Origin of the sequence: Kocuria sp. ChxB (assembly GCF_044359605.1) — a bacterium.
GTDB lineage: Bacteria > Actinomycetota > Actinomycetes > Actinomycetales > Micrococcaceae > Kocuria > Kocuria rhizophila.
Map to the genome: position 1 here is coordinate 1,346,887 of NZ_CP121123.1, position 22,482 is coordinate 1,369,368.

The 22,482-nt window shown below is 69.9% G+C and carries 21 protein-coding genes, 1 tRNA gene and 1 other RNA gene; 15 read left to right on the plus strand and 8 right to left on the minus strand.

Going from position 1 to position 22,482, the window contains the following annotated elements; genetic code table 11:
* The first annotated feature begins 18 nt into the window (after nucleotides 1–18).
* On the plus strand, nucleotides 19–2,088 hold the full coding sequence (locus tag P8S73_RS05905; RefSeq protein WP_396350245.1) for a DUF262 domain-containing protein: 2,070 nt from the start codon (nucleotides 19–21) through the stop codon (nucleotides 2,086–2,088).
* Between the two features lie 116 nt (nucleotides 2,089–2,204).
* On the plus strand, nucleotides 2,205–3,212 hold the full coding sequence (locus P8S73_RS05910; RefSeq protein WP_396350246.1) for a DNA-formamidopyrimidine glycosylase family protein: 1,008 nt from the start codon (nucleotides 2,205–2,207) through the stop codon (nucleotides 3,210–3,212).
* Nucleotides 3,213–3,282: 70 nt separating this feature from the next.
* Here P8S73_RS05910 and P8S73_RS05915 read toward each other — a convergent pair whose 3' ends face one another.
* Nucleotides 3,283–4,296, minus strand: a complete 1,014-nt coding sequence (locus P8S73_RS05915) for a CAP domain-containing protein (RefSeq protein WP_396350247.1) — start codon at nucleotides 4,294–4,296, stop codon at nucleotides 3,283–3,285.
* Nucleotides 4,297–4,517: 221 nt separating this feature from the next.
* Nucleotides 4,518–5,486 (minus strand): pseudouridine synthase, encoded by a 969-nt coding sequence (locus tag P8S73_RS05920; protein ID WP_396350248.1) that lies wholly within the window; start codon nucleotides 5,484–5,486, stop codon nucleotides 4,518–4,520.
* A 74-nt stretch (nucleotides 5,487–5,560) separates the two neighbouring features.
* Here P8S73_RS05920 and idi point away from each other — a divergent pair, with 74 nt between their 5' ends.
* On the plus strand, nucleotides 5,561–6,103 hold the full coding sequence (gene idi / locus P8S73_RS05925) for an isopentenyl-diphosphate Delta-isomerase (RefSeq protein ID WP_396350249.1): 543 nt from the start codon (nucleotides 5,561–5,563) through the stop codon (nucleotides 6,101–6,103).
* Nucleotides 6,104–6,207: 104 nt separating this feature from the next.
* On the opposite strand, the gene P8S73_RS05930 is transcribed toward idi, so the two are convergent.
* Nucleotides 6,208–6,906: a type 1 glutamine amidotransferase domain-containing protein gene (locus P8S73_RS05930; protein ID WP_102614054.1), complete on the minus strand. Its 699-nt coding sequence runs from the start codon at nucleotides 6,904–6,906 to the stop codon at nucleotides 6,208–6,210.
* A 137-nt stretch (nucleotides 6,907–7,043) separates the two neighbouring features.
* Between P8S73_RS05930 and P8S73_RS05935 the strand changes: the two genes are divergently transcribed.
* The 4 genes from P8S73_RS05935 to P8S73_RS05950 all read left to right on the plus strand — a co-directional run bounded on the left by P8S73_RS05935 (nucleotide 7,044) and on the right by P8S73_RS05950 (nucleotide 10,511).
* Entirely contained in the window at nucleotides 7,044–7,622 is a 579-nt protein-coding gene (locus P8S73_RS05935) for a TetR/AcrR family transcriptional regulator (RefSeq protein WP_102614055.1), read from the plus strand.
* Between the two features lie 65 nt (nucleotides 7,623–7,687).
* The gene (locus P8S73_RS05940; protein ID WP_135010718.1) at nucleotides 7,688–8,611 is read left to right on the plus strand and encodes an NAD-dependent epimerase/dehydratase family protein; all 924 of its coding nucleotides are present in this window, start codon (nucleotides 7,688–7,690) and stop codon (nucleotides 8,609–8,611) included.
* Nucleotides 8,612–8,733: 122 nt separating this feature from the next.
* Entirely contained in the window at nucleotides 8,734–9,906 is a 1,173-nt protein-coding gene (locus P8S73_RS05945; protein ID WP_135010717.1) for a glycoside hydrolase family 76 protein, read from the plus strand.
* Between the two features lie 62 nt (nucleotides 9,907–9,968).
* Entirely contained in the window at nucleotides 9,969–10,511 is a 543-nt protein-coding gene (locus P8S73_RS05950; protein WP_070637000.1) for an NUDIX hydrolase family protein, read from the plus strand.
* Nucleotides 10,512–10,542: 31 nt separating this feature from the next.
* Here P8S73_RS05950 and P8S73_RS05955 read toward each other — a convergent pair whose 3' ends face one another.
* Together P8S73_RS05955 and P8S73_RS05960 are read right to left on the minus strand one after the other, a co-directional pair.
* Nucleotides 10,543–10,941: a PIN domain-containing protein gene (locus tag P8S73_RS05955; RefSeq protein WP_396350250.1), complete on the minus strand. Its 399-nt coding sequence runs from the start codon at nucleotides 10,939–10,941 to the stop codon at nucleotides 10,543–10,545.
* Nucleotides 10,938–11,168, minus strand: a complete 231-nt coding sequence (locus P8S73_RS05960) for a hypothetical protein (protein WP_019309911.1) — start codon at nucleotides 11,166–11,168, stop codon at nucleotides 10,938–10,940. The genes P8S73_RS05955 and P8S73_RS05960 overlap by 4 nt, the downstream gene beginning before the upstream one ends.
* Before the next feature lie 137 nt (nucleotides 11,169–11,305).
* Here P8S73_RS05960 and tgt point away from each other — a divergent pair, with 137 nt between their 5' ends.
* Nucleotides 11,306–12,592, plus strand: a complete 1,287-nt coding sequence (gene tgt / locus P8S73_RS05965) for a tRNA guanosine(34) transglycosylase Tgt (protein ID WP_135010716.1) — start codon at nucleotides 11,306–11,308, stop codon at nucleotides 12,590–12,592.
* 367 nt (nucleotides 12,593–12,959) lie between these two features.
* On the plus strand, nucleotides 12,960–13,817 hold the full coding sequence (locus P8S73_RS05970; protein ID WP_135010715.1) for an MBL fold metallo-hydrolase: 858 nt from the start codon (nucleotides 12,960–12,962) through the stop codon (nucleotides 13,815–13,817).
* Between the two features lie 43 nt (nucleotides 13,818–13,860).
* On the opposite strand, the gene P8S73_RS05975 is transcribed toward P8S73_RS05970, so the two are convergent.
* Nucleotides 13,861–14,625, minus strand: a complete 765-nt coding sequence (locus tag P8S73_RS05975) for a queuosine precursor transporter (protein WP_135010714.1) — start codon at nucleotides 14,623–14,625, stop codon at nucleotides 13,861–13,863.
* Between the two features lie 121 nt (nucleotides 14,626–14,746).
* Here P8S73_RS05975 and P8S73_RS05980 point away from each other — a divergent pair, with 121 nt between their 5' ends.
* The 3 genes from P8S73_RS05980 (at nucleotide 14,747) to P8S73_RS05990 (ending at nucleotide 17,949) form a co-directional block, all read left to right on the plus strand.
* Complete coding sequence (locus P8S73_RS05980; RefSeq protein WP_070637566.1) at nucleotides 14,747–15,574, plus strand: hydroxymethylpyrimidine/phosphomethylpyrimidine kinase; 828 nt, start codon at nucleotides 14,747–14,749, stop codon at nucleotides 15,572–15,574.
* A 151-nt stretch (nucleotides 15,575–15,725) separates the two neighbouring features.
* Nucleotides 15,726–16,391: a TetR/AcrR family transcriptional regulator gene (locus tag P8S73_RS05985; protein WP_039101642.1), complete on the plus strand. Its 666-nt coding sequence runs from the start codon at nucleotides 15,726–15,728 to the stop codon at nucleotides 16,389–16,391.
* A 247-nt stretch (nucleotides 16,392–16,638) separates the two neighbouring features.
* Complete coding sequence (locus tag P8S73_RS05990) at nucleotides 16,639–17,949, plus strand: endonuclease/exonuclease/phosphatase family protein (protein ID WP_135010713.1); 1,311 nt, start codon at nucleotides 16,639–16,641, stop codon at nucleotides 17,947–17,949.
* Between the two features lie 156 nt (nucleotides 17,950–18,105).
* Here the strand turns inward: P8S73_RS05990 and P8S73_RS05995 are convergent, their stop codons facing one another.
* The gene (locus tag P8S73_RS05995) at nucleotides 18,106–19,020 is read right to left on the minus strand and encodes a glycosyltransferase family 25 protein (RefSeq protein WP_082019305.1); all 915 of its coding nucleotides are present in this window, start codon (nucleotides 19,018–19,020) and stop codon (nucleotides 18,106–18,108) included.
* 294 nt (nucleotides 19,021–19,314) lie between these two features.
* Here P8S73_RS05995 and P8S73_RS06000 point away from each other — a divergent pair, with 294 nt between their 5' ends.
* A complete protein-coding gene (locus P8S73_RS06000; RefSeq protein ID WP_070637005.1) occupies nucleotides 19,315–21,261 on the plus strand; it encodes an ExeM/NucH family extracellular endonuclease in 1,947 nt (648 codons plus the stop codon).
* Nucleotides 21,262–21,525: 264 nt separating this feature from the next.
* Nucleotides 21,526–21,921: a hypothetical protein gene (locus P8S73_RS06005; RefSeq protein WP_039101639.1), complete on the plus strand. Its 396-nt coding sequence runs from the start codon at nucleotides 21,526–21,528 to the stop codon at nucleotides 21,919–21,921.
* Between the two features lie 188 nt (nucleotides 21,922–22,109).
* On the opposite strand, the gene P8S73_RS06010 is transcribed toward P8S73_RS06005, so the two are convergent.
* Nucleotides 22,110–22,194: transfer RNA gene (locus P8S73_RS06010), tRNA-Ser, on the minus strand.
* Nucleotides 22,195–22,346: 152 nt separating this feature from the next.
* Here P8S73_RS06010 and ffs point away from each other — a divergent pair.
* Nucleotides 22,347–22,437: signal recognition particle sRNA small type (gene ffs / locus P8S73_RS06015), an RNA gene on the plus strand.
* Nucleotides 22,438–22,482: the final 45 nt, after the last annotated feature.

Consider the following 22,482-nt stretch of genomic DNA (forward strand, 5'->3'; position numbering starts at 1 on the left):
ATCAGGTATAGATGAGGCATGGTTGCAGCCCAAGAAACATCACTTCAGCGCATTCTCGAAGGTGAGAAGCAGTACATGGTCCCGCTGTATCAGCGACCGTACCAGTGGAGCAAGAAGCAGTGGTCAGTGCTGTGGGACGATGTCGCTCAGCTCGCTGAGGACAGGGAGGACCATCCCGCTTCTACCCATTTCATCGGATCTCTCGTCCTTGCCCCGTCTCCGGAGAATGTGGCTGGCAGCATCACCAGGCATCTCGTGGTTGATGGACAGCAGCGGCTCACTACTCTGACCATCCTCCTGGCCGCGATCCGCGATCATATTCTAGAGGTTAGCCCCGAAGATCGACGAGGGGCGAACCGGATCATGAACCAGTTCCTCGTCAATGAATACGCCGATGAACCCCATCGCATCAAACTTGCACCCACGCAGGCTGACAGGGCGCCGTACACGAACGTGATCGATGGGACCCCGGGAGCTGACGGCGAAGGAACTATTGGACAGGCATATCGGTTCTTTCGAGCCCAAATTCTGGGGCAGGGCATCGACGTCAACGCCGTGGAGAAGGCTGTAACCAGCGGACTGTCGCTTGTCTCGATCAGCACATCCGAGTCCGACAACGTACATCGAATTTTTGAATCGCTCAACAATACCGGCCTCAAGCTGTCCCAGGGCGACCTCCTGCGAAACCATATATTTATGCGTTTGCCCACCCTGGGCGAGGAGGTCTACCGCACCACCTGGAAACCCCTCCAGGACCTCCTGACGCGCGAGGACATGGATGCCCTGTTCTGGCTGGATGCCGTCCAACGCAACGCAAAGGTCACCGTCGGTGACACCTATCAGGAGCAGAAGCACCGCTTTGACCGCTTTCAGACGGAGAATCAGATCGCTGCAGAAGTGGCGCGACTGCTCCAGTTGGCACGCCTCTACCGGGTTATCAAACACCCTGAAGAGGAGGAGTCAGCAGAGGTCAGACACCGCCTCCAACGGCTTTCCGATTGGGGGTCGGCCACTGCCGCCCCACTACTCCTTCACCTCCTCGCGGGACGCGCCGCTGGTCGGTTCGATGATCAGGCCTTGGCGAGTGCTCTGCTCGTGATCGAATCACTTCTCGTCCGTCGCGTGCTGATTGGTCGCACATCAGCCAGCCTGAACCGCATGTTCGCCCAAGCGGTGGCGGAGATTCCAGGGACGGCCGATGTGGTCAACGAAGTGACGAATTACTTCTCAAGCGGACAGCGACATTTCGCGTCCAATAAGGAAGTTCTGCAGTCCATCCATACGATGCCGTTCTACCAGCAGGGTCGTGCTAATCAGCGCAAACTAGTTCTTCTGTGGATAGAAGAAACGTACGGCAGCAGAGAACCTGTTTCTCCGGAAAATCTCACCATTGAGCACGTACTGCCCCAGACCCTCTCTTCTGAATGGCGGCGGACACTGGAATCCTCGAACCCTGCGGCAGATGTGGACGAAGTCCATCAGAGCCTTGTTCATACTCTCGGGAATCTGACGCTCAGCGGATACAACTCGAAGCTGAGCAATCGCCCTTTCGCCGAGAAGCGCGTGGAGCTAGGCCGGAGCGGCCTGCGCATGAATCAGTTCATCGCCGAGAGGCAAACCTGGGGCGCTGATGACATCTCTACCCGCGCAGATGAATTGGCTTCCATGGTCTGCAAGGCATGGCCAGCGCCCAGCACGACAGTTCCGGACGGGTGGCCGGGTGACCTCTGGTCCAGACTTGATCAGATGCTGGCAGAAATTCCGGCGGGACGATGGACCACCTATGGCGACCTTGCGAGAGCACTGGGCACCGCGGCCCAGCCCATCGGCAACAGGCTCCGCGATCACCCTGTTCCGCACCCACATCGTGTGCTCACAGCGGATGCCCGCCCCGCAGCGAACTTCCGGTGGTCCTCCGACGAGCAGAAAGAAGACCCTGCTGAATTGCTGCGTCAGGAAGGCGTGACTTTCGACGCTCACGGGTGCGCCGACCGTGAGCAGCGACTGCACCCAGCGGATCTTGCCGCGCTGGTGGCGGACCCGGACGATGAGAGCGGTCTGGAGGCGGAGAACACCCGCATCGATTAACGGGAGAGCAATAACATAAGTTCTGCGCCGGATGGCCGGGGGCCCAGCAGTGCAGGCTTTTTCGCGGTCAGCGCCTATCCCCGACGAACTCCCCACCCGCAACCCAGGAGGCCCCCGTGCCCGAAGGTGATTCCGTCTACCGCCAGTGCAAGATGCTGCGCGAGGCGCTGGAGGGTGCCGTGATCGAGAGCTCGGACTTCCGGGTGCCCGCCCTCGCCACCTCGGACGTGTCCGGGCGCACCGTGGTGGCGGTGGTGCCGCGCGGAAAGCACATCCTCATCCGGCTCTCAGCCGCCCCGGACGCGGCGGATCTGAAGTCCGGCGCCGAGCCCCTCACCCTGCACTCGCACCTCATGATGGACGGCACCTGGCGGGTCTTCGACCGGCAGCAGGACGACGCCGCCGCGCGCCCCGGCCGGCGACGGAGCCGACCCGGGGCGAGCCCCTACCGCCCGCGCGGACAGGCCCGCCGAGGCGGCAGCGTACGTTCCGCCGCCGAGGCGCGCACCCGCATCAGCGCGGACGTGGCCATCGGGCAGGGCTCGCACACCATCCGCGCGATCCTGCGCACCAAGGACGTGGAGGCCGTGGGCTTCGACGTCAAGGACGTGCGCCTGGTGCCCACCCGGCTGGAGGAGCCGGAGCTCGTGGGCTACCTGGGCCCGGACATCCTCGGCCCGGACTGGGATCTGGAGAAGGCGCTGGAACGGTTGAGCGCCCAGCCGGACCGCGCGATCGGCACCGCCCTGATGGACCAGCGCAACCTCGCGGGGATCGGCAACGTGTACCGCGTGGAGACCCTGTTCATGACGCGCACCAACCCGTGGGCCCGCGTGGACTCCCTGCCGGAGGGCAAGCTGCGCGAGATCGTCACGCTCGCCCACAAGCTGCTGCACCTGAACAAGGACCGCTCCATGCGCTCCACCGTGGGCCAGGCGCCGCAGGGCCGCCCCCTGTTCTGGGCGTACGGCAAGGACGGTCAGCCGTGCCGCCGCTGCGGGACGCAGCTCAAGCGCGGGGAGATCGACGACGCCCTGCTCACCGTGGACCCCACCCCCTCACGCACCGCGGTGCAGCACCTGCGCACCATCGCGTGGTGCCCCCGCTGCCAGGCCGCGACCTGACACACCGCCGCCCCGCGGACCCGTGCCGAGGCAGGGAGTCCGCGGGGCGGCGTCGTCGTGGAGAGACGGGTCAGCGCGCGATCCAGGTGCGGCCGGTGGTGCGGGACCAGTGCACGGTGTAGCCGTTGGAGAAGCGCTGGCGCACCTCGGAGCCGGAGCGGTACTCGTCCGTGACGGGATAGCCCAGGCCGCGCTCGTAGCCGCGGGCCTTCCAGGTCTTGCCGATCGCGCCCGTCTCCTTCACGGCGTGCGCGCCGCTGCGGGGGGACCACAGGATCTTCCACTGTGCGCCGTTGGGGGCGCGGAAGCTCTGGTACACGCCCCCGCCGGGAAGTCCGCCGCGCTCGGGCGTCACCGGGGTGCCGATCACAGCCGCACCGCCCAGGGCGTTGTACCGGGCGCGGATGCCGCCCGTGACGGGGTAGTTGGCGGCGGCCGCGCCCGTGGACGGCTTGGACTGCGGCGCCACCGGGCCACCCGTCACGCTGGTGCGGGTGTCGGCGGGTGCCCGGCCGGCGGGGTAGCCGTACGAGGTCACGGTGCCGACCAGCCGCCAGCCCTGCCCCGTCCGACCCAGGCTGCCGTCCACGTAGGTGAGCCCGATGCCCACCACCTCCATGCGAGGATCCGTGAGCACCTTGTTGTGCGCGGGCGAGCCCTTCCACCAGGTGGTGAGCTCCGTGACGTTGTTCTGCCAGGACAGCGCGTGGATCTCCCCGGCGGCGTCGTAGCCGGCGGCCCGGGAGTCGGTGAGGAACGTGTTGGTGTGGCTGATGACTTCCTGGTTCACCAGCCGGTTGGACTGGCCCTGGGCGATCCCGGAGAGGGATGGCGAGTACTTCACGGGCTTGAGACCGCGGGCGGCCCGGTGGCTGTTGATCTGCCCGAGCATCTCCTGGGCGTCCGCGTTCCGGGTGCCGGAGGACACGGAGACGATGTCCGAGGAGGAGGCGTTGGCCGCGGGCGCGGTGAACAGGCCGCCGGCGAGGACCACGGCGGCCGCCGCGGTGGATGCTGTGAGCGCCGTGACGGCACGCTGGAAGGAGCTCTGCCCGGTGCGGACAGCGAGGTGGCGAGGAGGCATGTGGCGTCGTTTCGTCTTCGGGCGCGCAGGGATCCCGCCGCGGGGTGCGGCGGGGCGGTGCACGCTGCGGGGACAGCTCGCGTCGGCAGGCGCCGACTGGTGCCGCTCATGCCCCGTGAGCGGCATGTCCGGCGTGGGCCCGGAAACGGAGGGAAGACCCACGGGCCACGGTACCCCGGCGGGGCATGCTCGGGTGCGACCCGTCACATGTTACGCAATCGTTACGTGACGGCTCCGGTGGCTGCCGCGTGGCTGCTCGGTGTCAGACGCGAGTCGATCCGCACGTCACGTCCAGTGCGGGGATGGACGAACTCGACGGAGCGGGCGATCAGCTGCAGCGGGTTCTCCGGGTCCTCCACGTCGAAGTCCTCGCGCGGCTCGGGGTAGAGCCTGTCTCCGCGCAGCGGCAGCCCGAGCGAGGTCATGTGCACGCGGATCTGGTGGGTGCGCCCGGTCAGCGGGGCGATCTCGTAGAGCCCCCACTCCCCTGCCACGTCCTGGAAGGTCTCCACGCGCCGCACGTCCGTGACCGCGTTGACCTCCCCGGGCTCCTCGAACGCCTGCACCACGCCCTGGATCTTGCGGATCCGGGACTCCACGCGCACGGTCTGCTCCCCCACGCGCTCGTTCACCCCGGCCACGGCCCAGTACGTCTTGCGCACCGTGCGCTCCTGGAACATCCGGTGGAACGCACCGCGGTCCTCGGCGTGCTTGCACAGCAGCAGCACCCCGCCGGTGGAGCGGTCCAGGCGGTGCAGCGCGGAGATCTCGTCGTTGCCGAACTGGCACCGCGCGGCCACCACCACCGAGCGCCGCACGTTCTCCCCCTTGGGTGTGCTGCACAGCCCGTGGGGCTTGTCCACGGCCACGATCCACTCGTCCTCGTGGAGCACGTCCAGCGTGACGGGCGGGGCGTCCTCGTCCGGCACGGGGCGGTGGAACCACACGGACACCCCGGGTTCGTAGGGCGTTTCCGGGGTCACGACGACGCCGCCGTCCCCGACCACGCGACCGGCCGCCACCTGCTCGCGGAACCAGGCGGCGTCGTCGGGAAAACGGTCCCGGACGTAGGCCACCGCGGTGGCGGGCAGACCGGGGAGGGCGTCGAGAACGGGGTCCGGGGCGCCCGGGCCGGGCATCCGCACCCGGGTGGGGCCCACCCCGCGAACGGTGGGCAGCGGAGGGGTCACGCGGCGCCTCACTGCGTGTCCGCCCCGGCCGATACCATGGCGAGGAACCTAACACACCACCGTGAGGCGGGACCGTGAGCGAGAACAGCACCCCGGAGCGCGTCGTGCTCCTGGACGAGCAGCACCAGCCGGCCGGGACCGCCCTGAAGTCCGAGGTCCACACCGAGGCCACCCCGCTGCATCTGGCGTTCTCCTGCCACGTGCTCAACCCGGGCGGTCAGGTGCTCGTGACCCGGCGCGCGCTGAGCAAGCGCACGTGGCCCGGCGTGTGGTCCAACAGCTTCTGCGGCCACCCCGGACCGGACGAATCCTTCGAGGACGCCATTGCGCGCCGCGCCCGCCAGGAGCTCGGGCTGCAGATCCGGGACCTCACCCTGGTGCTGCCGGAGTTCCAGTACCGCGCCACGGACGCCACCGGCGTGGTGGAGAACGAGTTCTGCCCGGTGTACGTGGCCGCCACCGATGCGGATCCGCGCCCCGCTGAGACGGAGGTGGCGGAGTTCGCGTGGACGGCCCCGCGGGACCTCGTGGCCGCCGTGACCAGCGCGCCCTACGCGTTCAGCCCGTGGCTCGCGGAGCAGCTCCGCGAGCCCACGCTGCGGGAGGCGCTGGGCTGAGGAGGCACGACGACGCACCACGCCGTCGTCGTTTAACGTCACCTTCATCGGACCGCCAGACCGGGCCACGTGCCCGCACCACTCGTTCGCCCCCACGGCTGCCCTCAGGTGAGGTCCGCGAGGATCCGCTCCGCGAGCGCGTGCGCGGACTGCGGGTTCTGGCCCGTGTAGAGCGCGCCGTCCACCTCCACGAAGGGCCGCAGCGGCAGCAGCCCCTTGCGGTAATCGATTCCGGCCTCGGTGAGCGCGTCCTGCAGGTACCACTTCGCCTTCCACCCGAAGGGGTTCAGCCGCTCCTCCGCGTTGGACAGCCCCGTCATCCGCCGGCCCGCGAAAGGGTTGCCGCTGTTCTCGTCCGCCGCGGCCAGCACGGCGACGGGCGCGTGGCACAGCAGCGCGAGCGGCTTGCCGGAGGCCAGCCGGTTCCGCAGCAGCTCGCCCGAGACGGGGTCGAAGGCGAGGTCCTCCATGGGCCCGTGGCCGCCGGGGTAGAACACGAGGTCGTACTCGGACTCGTTCACCTGGTCCAGGGCAACGGGGTGCTCCAGCTGCCCCTGGATGGAGTCGAGGTACGCGCGGACCTCCTTGCGGCGCTTCGGGAGACCACCTGCAACCCCCAGGCTCAGCTCGTCCAGCGTGGGAGCGACTCCCCCGGGCGTGGCCACGGTGATGTTCCACCCCGCCTCGGTGAACATGCGGTGCGGTTCCGCCAGCTCCTCCGCCCAGTAGCCGGTGGGGTGCACCGTGCCGTCCTTGAGCGTCCAGCCGGTGGCGGCGGTGACGACGAAAAGTACCTCGGTCATGTGCGTGTCCTCTCTCTCGACGGTGGCGCCAGGGCTCGGCGGCCCCGACCACAGCCGCACTGCCGTGCAGTGACGGTGGCGCGAGCTGTCGGCCAGCCCTAAAGTGTTCACTGTCAACTTTAGGCGGAGGAGCACCGGTGTCAACGACCACGCACAAGCAGTCCCACCACCACGGCAACCTGCGGGAAGTCCTGGTGGAGGCCGGGATCGCCCTGCTGGAGTCCGGGGACGCCTTCTCGCTGCGGGCCGTGGCGCGCCAGGTGGGCGTGTCCCAGACCGCCCCCTACCGGCACTTCCCCGACAGGTCCCACCTGGAGGCCGCCATGGCCACCACAGGTTTCGTGCGGCTGCGGCGGCGGCTTGAAGACGTGCTGGCACACCCCGAGCCCGCCGCATCCGTGCTCACGGGCCTGGCGGTGGCCACCGTTCGCTTCGCCGCGGAGAATCCCGCCCTCTACACCCTCATGTTCTCCCGGTGCTGCGGGGCCGACGACGCCCGCCTCCCCGCGTCCGCCGAGGTCTTCAACCTGCTGCAGCGCGCCGCCGCACAGCACTTTCCCGGCGTGGACGCCCACCACCTGGCCACCGCGGGCTGGACCATGACGCACGGGCTCGCCTCCCTCCACCTGAGCGGCCAGCTCCGCGCGGCCACCCCGTCCGAGCTGGACGAGCGGGTGGCCGGCGCCTTCTCCGCCGTGCTGGCCGCCCACCCCTGACCTCCCCACACCTCGTTGCGGCCGTGGAGCCGCACCACGAACCACCACCCCGAAAGGACCACCCCATGCAGACCATCCTCGGAGCCGGCGGACCCATCGCCGACGAGCTCGCCCGAGAGCTGCACCGCGAGTTCACGCAGGACATCCGTCTCGTGAGTCGCCACCCCTCGAAGGTCAATGACACCGACGAGCTGGTGGCGGCAGACCTCACGAACGCGGAGGCGACCTCGCGCGCGGTGGCCGGCAGCGACGTCGTCTACCTCACCGTCGGTCTTCCCATGGACTCCCAGCTGTGGGAGGAGACGTTCCCCGTGATGATGCGCAACACCATCGCGGCGGTGAAGGAGCACGGCGCGAAGCTCGTGTTCTTCGACAACACCTACATGTATGCGGGGACCCCCGAGCCGCAGACCGAGGACACCGCGTTCGCGCCCAACGGCCGCAAGGGGGCCGTGCGCGCCGAGATCGCGACCATGCTGCTGGACGAGATGACGGCGGGAACGGTCGAGGCGCTGATTGGCCGGGCACCCGAGTTCTACGGGCCGGGCAAGACCAAGAGCTGGACCAACGTGCTCGTCTTCGATCGCATCCGCGCGGGCAGGCGGCCGTTCGTGCCGGTCAGCGCGGGCACGCGCCGCTCGCTGATTTGGACTCCGGACGCGAGCCGCGCGCTCGCGCTGCTGGGCAACACCCCGGACGCCTTCGGGCAGACGTGGCACCTGCCCATCGACCAGCACCGGCTGACGTACCGGCAGATGGTCGAGATCGCCTCCCAAGTCACAGAGCGGAAGATCCGGTACACAGTGCTGCCGCGCGTGGTCTTCGAGGTTGGCGCGCGGTTCGTCCCAGCGCTGCGGGAGGCCAACGAGCTCCTGCCGCGCTACCGCGGGGACAACCTCTTCGACACCTCGCGGTTCGCGGGGCGCTTCCCCGAGTTCCGGGTCACCACCTACCGCCAGGGCATCGAGGAGATCCTCACGCAGGACTGAGCCGCGCTCAGGCGGGTTCTGGGGGCCGCGCCGCCCCATCCGCCCTCGCCAGGGGCGGCCCCACCGCACCCACCCCCGGTAGGCTTCTGCCACACCCCACCAACCCCCGCAGGAGCACCGCAATGCCCGAGTCCCCCGCCCACCGCGCCGCCACGGCCGCCCGCTCCGTGGACCGCCTGTTCGGCTCCCGCGCCTTCCGGGTTCCGGGCACGTACCTGGGCGCGGTCGCGTTCCCGCACCCGCGCCGCGGCCCGTGGCACTACTGGTGGCAGGCGCACCTGCTGGAGGCGTTCGTGGACGCCGCCGCCCGCGAGCGCCTGGCCGGCCACGACGACGCCGCCGCGCAGGCCCGCGAGCGCGCCCACCAGCTGCGGCGGGGCATGGCCGTGCACAGCGGCGGCCGGGTGACCAACAACGTGTTCTTCGACGACATGGCGTGGCTCGCTCTCGCCCTCGGCCGACTGCGCCACGAGGACGTCGCCGCCACGGGGGCCACCACGCGCGCGGTGCAGGACGACGGCGTGGCACTGGCCAGGCGGCTGGAGGCGGGGTGCGACGGCAACCTGGGCGGCGGCGCGTGGTGGAACATGACCCGCGACTACAAGAACACCGCGTCCACGGCTCCGGTGGCCCTCACGTTCCTGCGGATGCACCGGGTGGACGAGGCCCGCGCGCTGCTCACGTGGCTGTTCGACACCCTCTTCGACGCCGAGCGCGGCGTGTTCCTGGACGGCATCCGCATGGTCGCCGCCGGCTCCGGCTCGGAGATCACGGCGGTGGACCCGCACGTGTACACGTACAACAGCGGCCCCGTGCTGGGTGCCGCGCTCGAACTGGCCCGCGTGACGGACGACGCCGCCGAGAGCGAGCTCTGGCTCTCCCGCGCCTCCCAGCTCGTGCAGGGGGCGGCGCAGCAGTTCACGGTCCCCGGCCTGCACGGAGCACCCGTACTCACGGGGCAGGGCGGCGGGGATGCCGGACTGTTCACGGGGATCCTGGCGCGCTACCTGGGCGAGGCGGCGGCGTCGTCCGAACTGGATGCCGAGGCACGCCGCACGGCGCGGGCGCTGGTGTGCGACACCGCGGACGCCCTGTGGGACGGGCGCCGCGAGTTCGACCCGGACGAGGACTTCTCGAATCCTGGCGCGAGCGGCGGCGAGACCGTGGCCGTGTTCTCCCCCGAGCCCGCGCAGCACGCCAACCAGGCCCAGCGCACGGGTGCCCCCGTGGAGCTGAGCACCCAGGTGCAGGCGTGGACGGTGCTGGAGGCTGCCGCGCGTTCGGCTGACCGCTGAACCGGGCCCGCCACGCGGGAGGACTCTGGCCCGCGGGGGTGTGCCGGGGGTAGAAACGAGGCATGAGCTCAGTACGCACCCCGGACCCGAACCCTGGTTGGCTCAGCGAGGACGACCTCAACCGAGCCCGCGCCACGCTGCCCATCGTGTACGTCCAGGCCATTCCCGTGCGCCTGGACCCCCTGGGCTGCCTCTCTGAGATCGGGCTGCTGCTGACTGCCAACGACGAGGGCCGGATGGTCCGCACGTTCGTCTCCGGGCGCGTGATGTACCGGGAGACCGTGCGCGCCGCGCTGCTGCGCCACCTGGAGAAGGACCTGGGCCCGCTGGCTATGCCGCAGATGCCCTCCACCACCGTGCCGTTCGCGGTGTCCGAGTTCTTCCCGTCCCCGTCCGAGACCGGGCTGACCGACGACCGCCAGCACGCCGTGGCCCTGAGCTACATCGTCCCCGTGCGCGGCGAGTGCGAACCCCGCCAGGACGCGCTGCAGCTGTCATGGATGACCCCGGACGAGGCACTGTCCCTGGACGTCCAGGAGGAGTTCGAGGGCGGGCGCGAGGACCTCATCCGCCAGGCGATCGCCCACGCCGGCTGGGGCCGCTGAGCGTCTCCGCCGTCCTGGAGGGACGGCGATGTCATGCCAGGGCCGTGACCTGCTCCGGGTACCTGACGCTCAATGCCCGGTCGAAAGTGGCGAGTCTCGCCCCCGCGTGGCTGGCCAGCATGACGAGGTACTCGTCCGTGACCTGACGGTGGCCGGTGAGCGTTCCGAGCGGCACGCCCAGGTAGGACGGCGAATCCGCCAGGAAGTCGATTCTCTGGTGGTCGTGGAGCGCGACCAGAACCTGCTCCACGGCCTCACCCCGCTCCCCCAGACGCAGAAGCATGCGTACGAGCGCGCCCTCAACCACCGAGCACAGCAGCAACCGCTCCTGGTCCTGGTCCTGGAACCACGTACGCGCCTGGTGGTGGTGTTCGTGCTCCGTCACGACCAGCGCGATGACCACGTTGGCGTCGAGAAGATGTGGTCTCACTCCTCGTCCAGCAGCTCACGGACATCTGCGTCCGTGAGAGTCCGGGCCAGCGAGAGGGAGGGAAGCCCCGTCACGGGATCCACCGAGACCGTCACTGGCTCGTTCCTCTCCGCGAGACCTCTCACCACGAGGTCCGCCAGCACGGCGGACAACGACTGCCCCTGCTGGTCCGCGAGGTCCCGGGCCCTCCGGTGGACGGCCGGAGGAAGGTCTACGGTAGTGCGCATGAATTGCATCATAGATGATGCAGCGCTAATGCGGCAGCGGAGGCCAGGGCGGAACGGCCCAGTTGCCGGGCGTCACCCGGAGGCTCCGCCGGGAACCTCCGGAACAGTTCAACCGCCGGACCCGGCACAATGGTCGGGTGCCCATCTCAGATCCCACACCCCCGTTCAGCTTCGAGCTCCACACCCGGCTGCGTGACAGCCCCTCCCTTCCCGAGGAGCGGGTGGGCGAGAACGGCGGACAGTTCCAGGCCCGCACGGGCACCATCACCACGCCGCACGGGCAGATCCAGACGCCCGCGTTCATCCCCGTGGCCACCCAGGCCGCCATGAAGGCCGTGCTGCCGGAGTCGATGGCGGCGGAGGGTGCCCAGGCCATGCTGGCCAACGCGTACCACCTTTTCCTCGAGCCCGGGGACGACGTCCTGGACGAGGCCGGTGGGCTGGGCACGTTCATGAACTGGCCCGGGCCCACGTTCACGGACTCCGGCGGGTTCCAGGTGATGTCCCTGGGGTCGGGGCTGGGCAAGGTGATCGACATGTCCACCGTGGCCAACCCCCTGGGGGACTCCCAGATGGCGCCCGGCCAGAAGCGCATGGCGCGCGTGGACGACGACGGCGTGTGGTTCCGTTCCTACCTCAACGGGGACTTGCACCGGTTCACCCCGGAGGTCTCCATGCGGGTGCAGCACAACATCGGCGCGGACATCATGTTCGCGTTCGACGAGCTCACCACCCTCCACAACACCCGCGAGTACCAGGAGACCGCTCTGGAGCGCACCCGCAAGTGGGCGCTGCGCTGCGTCGCGGAGCACCGCCGGCTCACGGAGGAGCGGGCCCACAAGCCCTACCAGGCGCTGTTCGGCGTGATCCAGGGCGCCCAGTACGAGGACCTGCGGCGGAAGGCGTGCCGGGACCTGTCGGAGATGGGTTTCGACGGCTTCGGCATCGGCGGCGCGCTGGAGAAGTCGCAGCTGGGCACGATCGTGCGCTGGTGCACCGAGGAGCTGCCGGAGAACACCCCCAAGCACCTGCTGGGCATCTCCGAGCCGGACGACATCTTCACCGCGATCGACAACGGCGTGGACACCTTCGACTGCGTCTCCCCCACCCGCGTGGCCCGCTCCTCCGCGGTGTACACCCCCACCGGCCGGGTCAACCTCACGAACATCCGCTTCAAGAGGGACTTCACGCCCATCTCGGACACGTGCCCTTGTTACACATGCACGCACTACACCCGCGCGTACCTGCGGCACCTGTTCAAGTCCAAGGAGCGCAACGCCGCCACCCTGGCGTCCATCCACAACGAGCGCTTCGTCCTGGACCTCGTGGCCGGCGCCCGCGCCGCGATCGAGGCGGACACCTACTTCGAGTACCGGGACGAGTTCCTGGGCACCTACTACGGCACCGCCCAGCCCACCGCCTGACGACGACGCCGCGGGGCCGGCTCCGGTGATCCACTCGCGGTGGTGCATCCGCCTGTACGGCGCTGAGGCGGGTGCGCCCGGACCTGGCACGACCTTCCCTCGCGTTAGACTGCCGTGAACTTCTTCAACCCGCCGGGAGTCCTCTGCACGCGGATCCACGGCCCCGGTGGGTCCACCCGGTCCTCTGCCGCAACAGGCGGGGGTTCAGGGATCCGCAGGTTCGAGGGCCCCACGTGTTGAGCGAGACCAGGCGCATCCCGGCCACGGGACCGCTCTGCCGCCCCGCGCGCACGGTGACCCGGGCCGCGCGAGCCGGCGGCAGCGGCGTCGTCGTTCTCGCGGAGACCGAGCAACGGGGCGCCCGAGCATGAGCGCGCAGCCCGACTTCACCGTCCCCGGCGTGCTGCACCGCGTGAGCGCGTGCACCGGGATGATCCTGGCGCCGAACCCCGGGCCCATGACCCTGGACGGCACCAACACCTGGATCCTCTCCGCGCCCGGCACCGGGCCGGAGCACCCGAACTACGGCCAGCACCCGTCCGCGCAGGGGCGGGGCGAGTGGCCGGGACCGGACGTCGTCGTCGTGGACCCGGGCCCCCTGGACGAGGACCATCTGCAGGCCGTGGCCGCCACCGGCAGGGTGGTGCTGATCCTGGTGACGCACCGCCACGGGGACCACACGGACGGCATCGACCGCCTGCACGAGATCACCGGCGCCCCCGTGCGCGCCGCCCTGCCCGAGTTCTGCCGGGACAGCGGCGAGCCCCTGCGGGACGGGGACTGCGTGCTGGCCGCGGGCGTGAGCATCCGCGTGCTGGCCACCCCGGGCCACACCTCGGACTCCGTCTCGCTCCTGCTGCACCACGACGAGCCGGAGACCGTCCTCACCGGGGACACCGTTCTGGGCCGCGGCACCACCATGATCGACCACCCGGACGGCACCCTGGACGACTACCTGCACACCCTCGAACGGCTCGGCAAGCGCTCGGGTGCCATGGGCCTGCCCGCCCACGGCGCACCGCTGCCAGACCTGCAGGACGTGTGCGACGAGCTCGCGGAGCACCGCCTGGAGCGGCTGGAGCAGGTGCGCGGCGTTGTCGCCGAGCTGGGGGACTCCGCGAGCGTGGAGACCGTCACGGACGCCGTCTACGCGGACGTCCCCGCCGGGGTGCGCCGCGCGGCCGAGCACTCGATCGCCGCCCAGCTCGCCTACCTGAACCGCTGAGCGCAGCGCACGACGACGCCGCACGCGCCGTTCCCTGGGGCGCTCAGCCCTGCAGCGGGACGGGCTCCGCGTAGCTGGGCTCGCGGCGCTTGACCCACGCGATCGCGGCGTAGGTGACCGGCATGATCACCACCTCCACGAGGCACTTGTAGACGTAGCCCACGAGCACGTAGTTGAGGAACCCGGACCACGAGTTGATGCCGATGATGGGCGCGGCGATCGTGCAGAAGATGACCGTGTCCACCAGCTCGCCCACCATGGTGGAGGAGATCAGCCGCGCCCACAGGTGCTTCTCCTGGGTGCGCTGCTTGACCTTGACCATCACGTACGCGTTGAGCAGCTGGCCCACCAGGTAGCCCAGCAGGGACGCCACCACGATGAGCGGCACGGGCCCCAGCACCGCCTCGAACGCTGCCTGGTTCTCGTAGAACGGGGCCGGGGGCAGGATGATCACGATCCAGAACACCACCGAGGCGAACGCCCCGAAGAAGAACGAGGTGAGGATCGCCTTGCGGGCCGCGCGGAAGCCGTAGACCTCGGAGACCACGTCCCCCAGCACGTAGGCCAGGGGGAACAGGAAGAACCCGCCGTCCGTGATGACCGGACCGAACTGCACACCCTTGGTGGCGCCGATGTTGGAGAGCACCAGGATCACGCAGTACGCCGCGAGGATCACGTCGAAGTACGTGCGGGGGCGGCGGGCGAAGACCGGCTGCGCGGTGGCTGCCGGGGACGCGGCGCGCGCGGCGGCGTCGTCCGGTGAGGTGGAAGAGGTGGCGGCGCGGGGCGGGGTGGCGTGGGAAGACACGGGTGTCCTTGGGTCGACGTGTGCGGTGAGGGGACGTCGCCTGCCACCCGACGTCGCGCACCAGTGTAGTGCGGCGTTCGAAACTCGCGGGTCCGGTGCCGCTCGGAGCACAATGTGGAGCATGAGCGAAACCACACGCAACCAACCGCCCGTCGCCATGACCGTCGCGGGCTCCGAAGCCACCGGCGGCGCCGGGGCGCTCGCGGACATCAAGACCTTCACGTCCCTGGGGGTCTTCGGCTCCCTGGCGCTGACGTGCATCGTCGCGTTCGACCCCGAGAACGAGTGGGGCCACCGCGTGACCCCCGTGGACCAGCAGACCCTGGCGAACCAGCTGCAGACCATCACCGCGGCCTACGACCTGGACGCCGTGAAGATCGGGATGCTCGGCCACCCGGACACCATCCGCACCGTGGCCACGGCCATGAAGGAGCTCGAGCCCCGCCATCTGGTGCTGGATCCCGTGCTGATCTGCAAGGGCCAGGAGCCGGGTGCCGCGCTGGACACGGACCAGGCGCTGAAGGCGGAGGTGCTGCCGCTGGCCACGTTCGTGACCCCCAACCACTTCGAGTCCCTGTCCCTGTCCGGGATGGAGTCCATCGACTCGGTGGAGGACCTCAAGGAGGCCGCCAAGCGCATCCACGACTCCTCGGGGGCCGCCGTGCTCGCCAAGGGCGGCGTACGACTGGCCGGCGCGGAGGCCGTGGACGTGTTCTATGACGGCTCCACGCTCGAGGTCCTCACCGAGCCCAAGGTGGGCGAGGTGCCCGTGTCCGGCGCGGGCTGCTCGCTCGCGGCGGCCGTCACGGCGGAACTCGCCAAGGGGGCCACCCCGCTCGACGCCGCCCGCACCGCCAAGAGCTTCGTCACCGCTGGCATCCGGCACCGCCTGGGATCGCACCTGCCGTTCGACTCCCTGTGGCAGGGCGGATACGCCGCTGAGGCGTAGCCGGACAGCGCCACCGAGGTTCCTGGGAGCCTTCGGGGAATGCCCTGCTCTGCGGGGCATTCCCCGATCTCATGGGGTGGAATGGACATCGAACCCGCACGAGTGGTCAGCGAGACCCGATTTTGCTGACAGAACAAGGTAAGGTGTCGTCATGCCCCGCATCACAGCTCCCAGCAACGCCGCTCAGCGCGAGCGGACCCAGCGCGCGATCCTCGACGCGTTCGGCGAGCTGCTGTACAGCAACGGGCTCACGGACCTGACGATGACCCGCGTGGCCAAGACCGCCGGTGTGGGCCGCACCGCGGTCTACAACTACTTCGCAGACATGGGTGAGCTGCTCGTGGCCTACGCCCTGGACAAGACCGAGCGCTTCGTCGCGGACCTCAACCGGGATCTCTCGGCCACCGAGAACCCCGTGGACCAGCTGGGCGTCTACATCCAGCACCAGATCGAGGACCTCAGCCGCCGCCACCTGCCCCCCGGCCAGGCTATGCGCACCGTGCTCTCCCCCGAGGACTTCGCCAAGCTCGGCGAGCACGTGCAGAAACTGCAGGGCGTGCTCGCGGGAATCCTGCGGCGCGCCATGGACGAGGGCTACCTGCCCGAGGGGGACACCCACGAGCTGTCCCAGCTGGTGCACGGCTCCCTGACCTCCACCGCGGACCGCACCACCTCCGTGGAGAGCTCTCGAGCCCAGCAGGAGCGCACGATGGCCACGGTCCGCTTCATCCAGCGCGGCCTGGGCGCCCAGTTCGACGCCCAGATGCACCCCGTCCGGCTGCCCCAGCAGCCCCCGCGGCTGAGCGCGGTGTCCTGATCCCCGGCCCCTGCGAGAGGCCCCGCACCACACCGGTGCGGGGGCCTTCCCCGTTGGTGCTCCTCCCGGGACTCGTTCTGGCGCCCGACGGACCGCCCCGCCGCCACCTTTCGGCGCAGGTGCTTGCGCCTCGTGGCGGGCCCGGTGTCTCACGCTCGACACGCACCGCAACTTCACGCTGCGGTCATGACCTGGACCGATGCAGCTCCTACTCTCGTGCGCACCAGTTCCGACACAGGGAGCAGTCATGAAGAACTCACTCACCGCCCTGGCAGCCACCTGCCTCGTTCTCCCCCTCGCGTGCGCCACCCCCGCGCTCGCCTCCCCCGCCGTGCCGGCGTCCGCCACGGCGGCGACCTCCGGGGCGGCGACCTCCGGGGCCGCGGCGGCGACAGCGGCGGCGTCGTCCGCGAACGGCCAGCAGGGGCAGAAGGCCCAGCAGGGGAACTCGCCGCTGCGCGTGGCCACGTACAACGCGTCCCTGAACCGCGGCGCGGAGGGGCAGCTGCTCCGTGATCTCAGCACGCCGGACAACGAGCAGGCCCAGAACATCGCGGAGGTCATCCAGATCAACGCGCCGGACGTGGTGCTGGTCAACGAGTTCGACTACGTGTCGGGCGGAAGGGCCGCCGAGGCGTTCCGTGACAACTACCTGTCCGTGAGCCAGAACGGCAAGGCGCCCCAGGACTACCCGTACTACTACACGGCCCCCGTGAACACGGGTGTGCCCTCCGGAATGGACCTGGACCAGAACGGCTCCGTGGGCGGGCCCGGTGACGCGTGGGGCTTCGGCCAGTTCCCCGGGCAGTACGGCATGGTCGTCTACTCCAAGTACCCGATCGACCGGGACCAGGTGCGCACGTTCCAGAACTTCCGCTGGCAGGACATGCCCGGCAACGAGATGCCCACGTCCTACTACACCCCGGAGCAGCAGCAGAAGCTGCGGCTGTCCTCCAAGTCCCACTGGGACGTCCCCGTGCGGGTGGGCGGCAAGACCGTCCACGTGCTCGCGGCTCACCCCACCCCGCCGAGCTTTGACGGCCCCGAGGACCGCAACGGCCGCCGCAACAACGACGAGATCCGCTTCTGGTCCGACTACGTGGGCTCCCCGTCCCGGTCGCGCTACATCTACGACGACGCCGGGGCGCGCGGCGGCCTCAAGCCCGGCGAGCGCTTCGTGGTCCTGGGCGACTACAACTCGGACCCGAACGACGGCGACTCCTACCCCGGTGCGATCGACCAGCTCCTGGGCAGCTCCCGGGTCCGCGATCCGCGCCCCACCTCCGCCGGTGCTGTGCAGGCGGCCGCTCTGCAGGGTGGCGCCAACCGCACCCACGTCTCCGATCCCGCGTACGACACCGGGGACTTCTCCGACACCCCCGCCCCGGGCAACCTGCGGACGGACTACGTGCTGCCCTCCAAGAACCTCCAGGCGTGCCGGAGCGGGGTGTTCTGGCCGAAGCTCGGCGAACCCGGTTCGGAACTCACGAGCGACCCCGCAGCGACCACCGACCACCACCTCGTGTGGGTAGACGTGAAGGTCCCCGGCAAGCACTGACCTGTTCCGGCTGGTGGCCGGGCTGCCGGGGCGGGGGCTTCCCGCAATCCGGCCACCTCGACCACCGGCCCCGTGCTCATTGCTCCCGCCCGGTGACCGTACCGGCCTGCGGGAGAACCGCGCATCGGCCACCCCGCGGAACGACGACGCCGCAGGTCACTCCCGCGGCGATCTGCGGCTCGTCCCCCGCTGCGCTTTCACGCTGGCGCGCCGTGTCCGCCGGAACGCGAGATCGTCCACCGTGGCCCTCAGCGCCAGACGTGCGCCGCGGATCCGTGAGCGCGCGGCCACCCGCAGTGCCAGCCGGTCCCGGAGGGTGAGGGGCGGAGCAGCGGCCAGCTCGGCGGCTTCCCGTTCCAGGTCCTCCGGGGCGAGGATGGTGGAGCCGCCGGACCAGGTGACCAGGCTGGGACGAGTGAGAGCGACGTCCCACCCGCACAGCTCCTGGAACGCGGGCCAGGCATCGGCCACATGCTCCAGCTTCTCGCCCGGCAGGGACCGGACGTAGTCGTCGAAGGCCCTCGCGGCCCGGCGCGTGATCGCGTACAGCCCCGCGCAGTCCCCGTGGCCCGCATACCGGCCGACGCGGTAGAGCCGCCGTTTCCCGCGCAGCACCCGTGAGAGCCAGGACACCTGGGACATGGCCGTGATCCGACGCCGCACCACGGTGCGCCGGTGCCGGGTCCACCCATCACCGAGCACCACGACGTCGTGCCCCAGGGGGGACTGGAGAAGGGTGCGCCCCACACGCGCGAAGTCCTCGGTGAACCTGGCATCGTCCTCCGCAACGAGCAGGACATCCGAGTCCGCACCAGCCTCGGCGGCGAAGTCCCGGATCACCCGGGCGTGGCTGATGGCGCAGCCGATCTCCGCTGGAACCGGGGCGCGCCCGTAGTGCTCGGCGAACCGCGCCGCGTCGAAGTACGGGGTCCAGTCCTGGGTGGCGCCGTGGAACGCCTCCGCCACCTCGAACACGCCGGCCAGCGGCTGCGCGAAGAAGCCCCGCCTGCGGCCGCTGCCGGGCAGGCTGACCACCGCCGCGCGGGCCACGGGAAGAGCTGAATCCACCATGCGCGAAGAATACCCGTGCGTCAGGGGCCGAGCGGGTGCTCCCCCAGTGCCCCCGGTCGTGCGCGGCAGCCCGTCCCTGGGAACCAGGGAACCAGGGAGCCAGGGAGCCAGGGAGCCAGGGAGCCAGGGAGCAGCGTGATGCACCTCACGGAGAGTTCACTTTCCCGTCATGACCTGGTCTCTTGCTCTTCCTACGCTCGCTGGCAGCAGTGCTGGACCGAAAGAACCGGTCGCCCCCTCTCGATCGTTCACCCCGTCGGCACCACTTCCACAGCCCATGCCCAGGAGATCACCGTGCAGACACCCCACTCCGCCACCCCCGCCAGCGCCGTGCGCCGTGGCGCGCTGGCCATCTCGCTCAGCGCCGCGCTGCTCACCACGGGACTCGGTGCCGCCCCCGCCTTGGCCGCGCCGAGCACCACGAGCATTGCCGCCATCCAGGGGACCGGTGAGAGCACTCCCCTGGCGGGCCAGACCGTCACCACGGAACCCGCGGTGGTCACCGCGGTGTACCCGCCAGGACCCGGGTCCCTCGGCGGATTCGTGATCCAGACGCCGGGCTCCGGAGGGACGATCACCGGGACCACGGCCTCCACCGGGCTGTTCGTCTACACCGGGCAGGCGCCCGTGACCGTGCAGAAGGGCGATGCCGTGCAGGTCACCGGAACCGCCGGCGAGTACAAGGGCCTCACGCAGCTCTCGGGAAACGTGAGCGTCAAGAAGGTCGTCAAGAAGGTGGCACCCGTCAAGCCGGTCACCACCGACTGGGCCTCCACCACCTCCTACCGGGAGAACCTGGAGTCCATGGTGTACCAGCCCCGGGAGAACTTCCGGGTGGCGGACACCTACGGTGTGGGTCGCTACGGGGAGCTCGGCCTCTCGGCGGGCTCGGCGCTCCCAGCCCAGCCCACCGACGTCGCCCTGCCCCGCAGCCCCGAAGCGGAGGCGCAGGCCGCGCGCAACGACGCCATCTCGGTGACCCTGGACGACGGCACCAACCGGGGCTTCGCCGCGAGCCCCCAGCAGGAGGCGCGCACCGTCCCGTACCTGGATCCCCAGAACCCCGTGGAAGTGGGCGACCGCGCGAAGATCACCGCTCCCGTGATCGTGGACTATCGGCACGACTCCTGGCGGTTCCAGCCCACGTCCGAGATCACCCGGGGCACTGAGCCCGCCCGCTTCACCACCGCCTCCGACAAGACCCCGCGCGTGGGAGGTCAGATCTCCGTGGCCTCGTTCAACGTGCTGAACTACTTCACCACCACGGGACAGCAGAAGAAGTGCAAGGGCGGCAACTACTCCACCGACGGCACCTACAACGTGGCCCAGGGCTGCGACGTCCGCGGCGCCTACGACGCGGCGGACCTCCAGCGCCAGCAGGCCAAGACCGTGGCGGCAATCAACCAGCTGGACGCCTCCGTGGTGGGTCTCATGGAGATCGAGAACTCCGCCAAGCTGGGTGAAGAACCGAACGAGGCGCTCGCCGCCCTGGTGGGCGCGCTCAACGGTGCGGCCGGCTACGAGAAGTGGGCCATCGCCCCCGTGGACGCCTCCCAGCTGCAGCCGGTGGCGGACCAGGACTTCATCACCAACGCGATCATCTACCAGCCCGCCGAGGCGAGCCTGATGGGTGAGGCCCAGGCGCTCGGCACTGAGGCGGGCGCCGGCGGGGCCTTCGAGAACGCCCGGACCCCGCTGGCGGCGTCCTTCACCGCCACGCAGGGCAAGGGTCGCGGCTCCAACGACCCGATCACCGTGGTGGTCAACCACTTCAAGTCCAAGGGCTCCGGACCCAAGAACGGCCCCAACGCGGACGCCGGGGACGGGCAGGGTGCCTGGAACGCGGCCCGGGTGGCCCAGGCCGAGGCGCTGGTGGACTGGATCCCGGAGCTCACGGACCGCGCCGGATCCGAGGACGTGGCCCTGCTGGGCGACTTCAACTCCTACACGCAGGAGGACCCCATGCAGGTCCTCTACTCGGCCGGCTTCGTCTCCGCACCCGCGGCCGCCGAGCACACCTACGTGTACGGCGGGCAGGTGGGCTCCCTGGACCACCTCCTGGTCTCGCGAAGCCTGCAGCAGCGCACCACGGGCGCGGACGTGTGGAACGTCAACTCCGGTCAGTCGCCCCTGTTGCAGTACGCCCAGTACCGCACCACCGCGCTGGACTACTACCGCCCCGACGCTGCCGCCTCCTCGGACCACGACCCGGCCATCGCCGGGTTCCGGGCGGGCCGGTAGCAGCTCGCCCAGACGACGTGCCCCTGTGGCCGCCACCTGGCGGTCGCAGGGGCACTGTCACGCCCCCGCAGTCCGCACGGTCGGGTCGTGAGGTTTTTCCATGAGCAATCATGCGTAATTTTCACTCGCGAACCCACGGTCCGCCGTGGGCGGGGCTACGATCCTGCTGTTCTGATCACCCTCGGGCGCAGGAACGGATCGGCCGGGCTGTCGATCACCGAGCACTGCAGAATCCCCAGTGCGCCCCTCTGCAAAGGACCCACCATGGTCACCACCGCGCCCCTGCGCCGTTCCGTCGCCGCCACCATCCTCGCACTCGCCCTGGCCGCGGGTCTCTCCGTGGCCGACGCCGCGCCCGCCGAAGCCGCGAGCTCCGCCAAGCCGTGCACCGCAAGTGTCTCCGTCAAGAACCCCCGCCAGTGGACCACCACGGTGGTGAACGTGTCCCGCGTGGGCGCCAACGCCAAGGTGACCACCCGCGCGAAGTACAAGACCACAACCAACACCAAGCAGGCCAAGGCCTCCGCCCGCGGCACCGCCGCAGTGAAGTACCCGATCGCCGGGGCAACCCCGGGCCGCACGGTCTGGGTGGATGTCACCGCCGTCTCCGGCAAGACCACGTGGAAGTGCTCCACCTCGTTCACGCCTCGCCGCAAGTAGTTCCCGTCCTGGCTGCGGGGCCCGTGGCCGCCGCAGCCAGAGAGGTTTCCGGACCGGCACAGCGATTCCTCGGGTGCGCCACGTCGGCGCCGGGGCGGCATGAAAAGGCCGCAGGTCCTACCAGGACCTGCGGCTCCGAATGACATGAGCCGCGACAACGTAAACGTTGTCGCGGCTCATGTCTGCTGCGGAGGATGGGGGATTTGAACCCCCGAGGGCGTTAACCCAACACGCGTTCCAGGCGTGCGCCATAGGCCGCTAGGCGAATCCTCCAGGCACGCACGTGTTCCGCTCTCGCGGGGCACGTGCGGCAATCAGCATAGCCGAACTCCCGTCCAGCGCGCGAATCCGCACCCGCCTGGGCGTGGAGGACGCGGAGGATGGCCGGTTCGAACTCGGCGCGCGCTTGGGCTAAAGTAGTGGCCAGCCCCTCGTGTGGCGCCATCTCGTAAAACTCCCCCAGGGCCGGAAGGCAGCAAGGGTATACGGGCTCTGGCGGGTGCACGGGGGGTCTTCACGTTCCTGGCTCCCCATGCGTGCGCGCCCCCTGAGGGCGTCTGC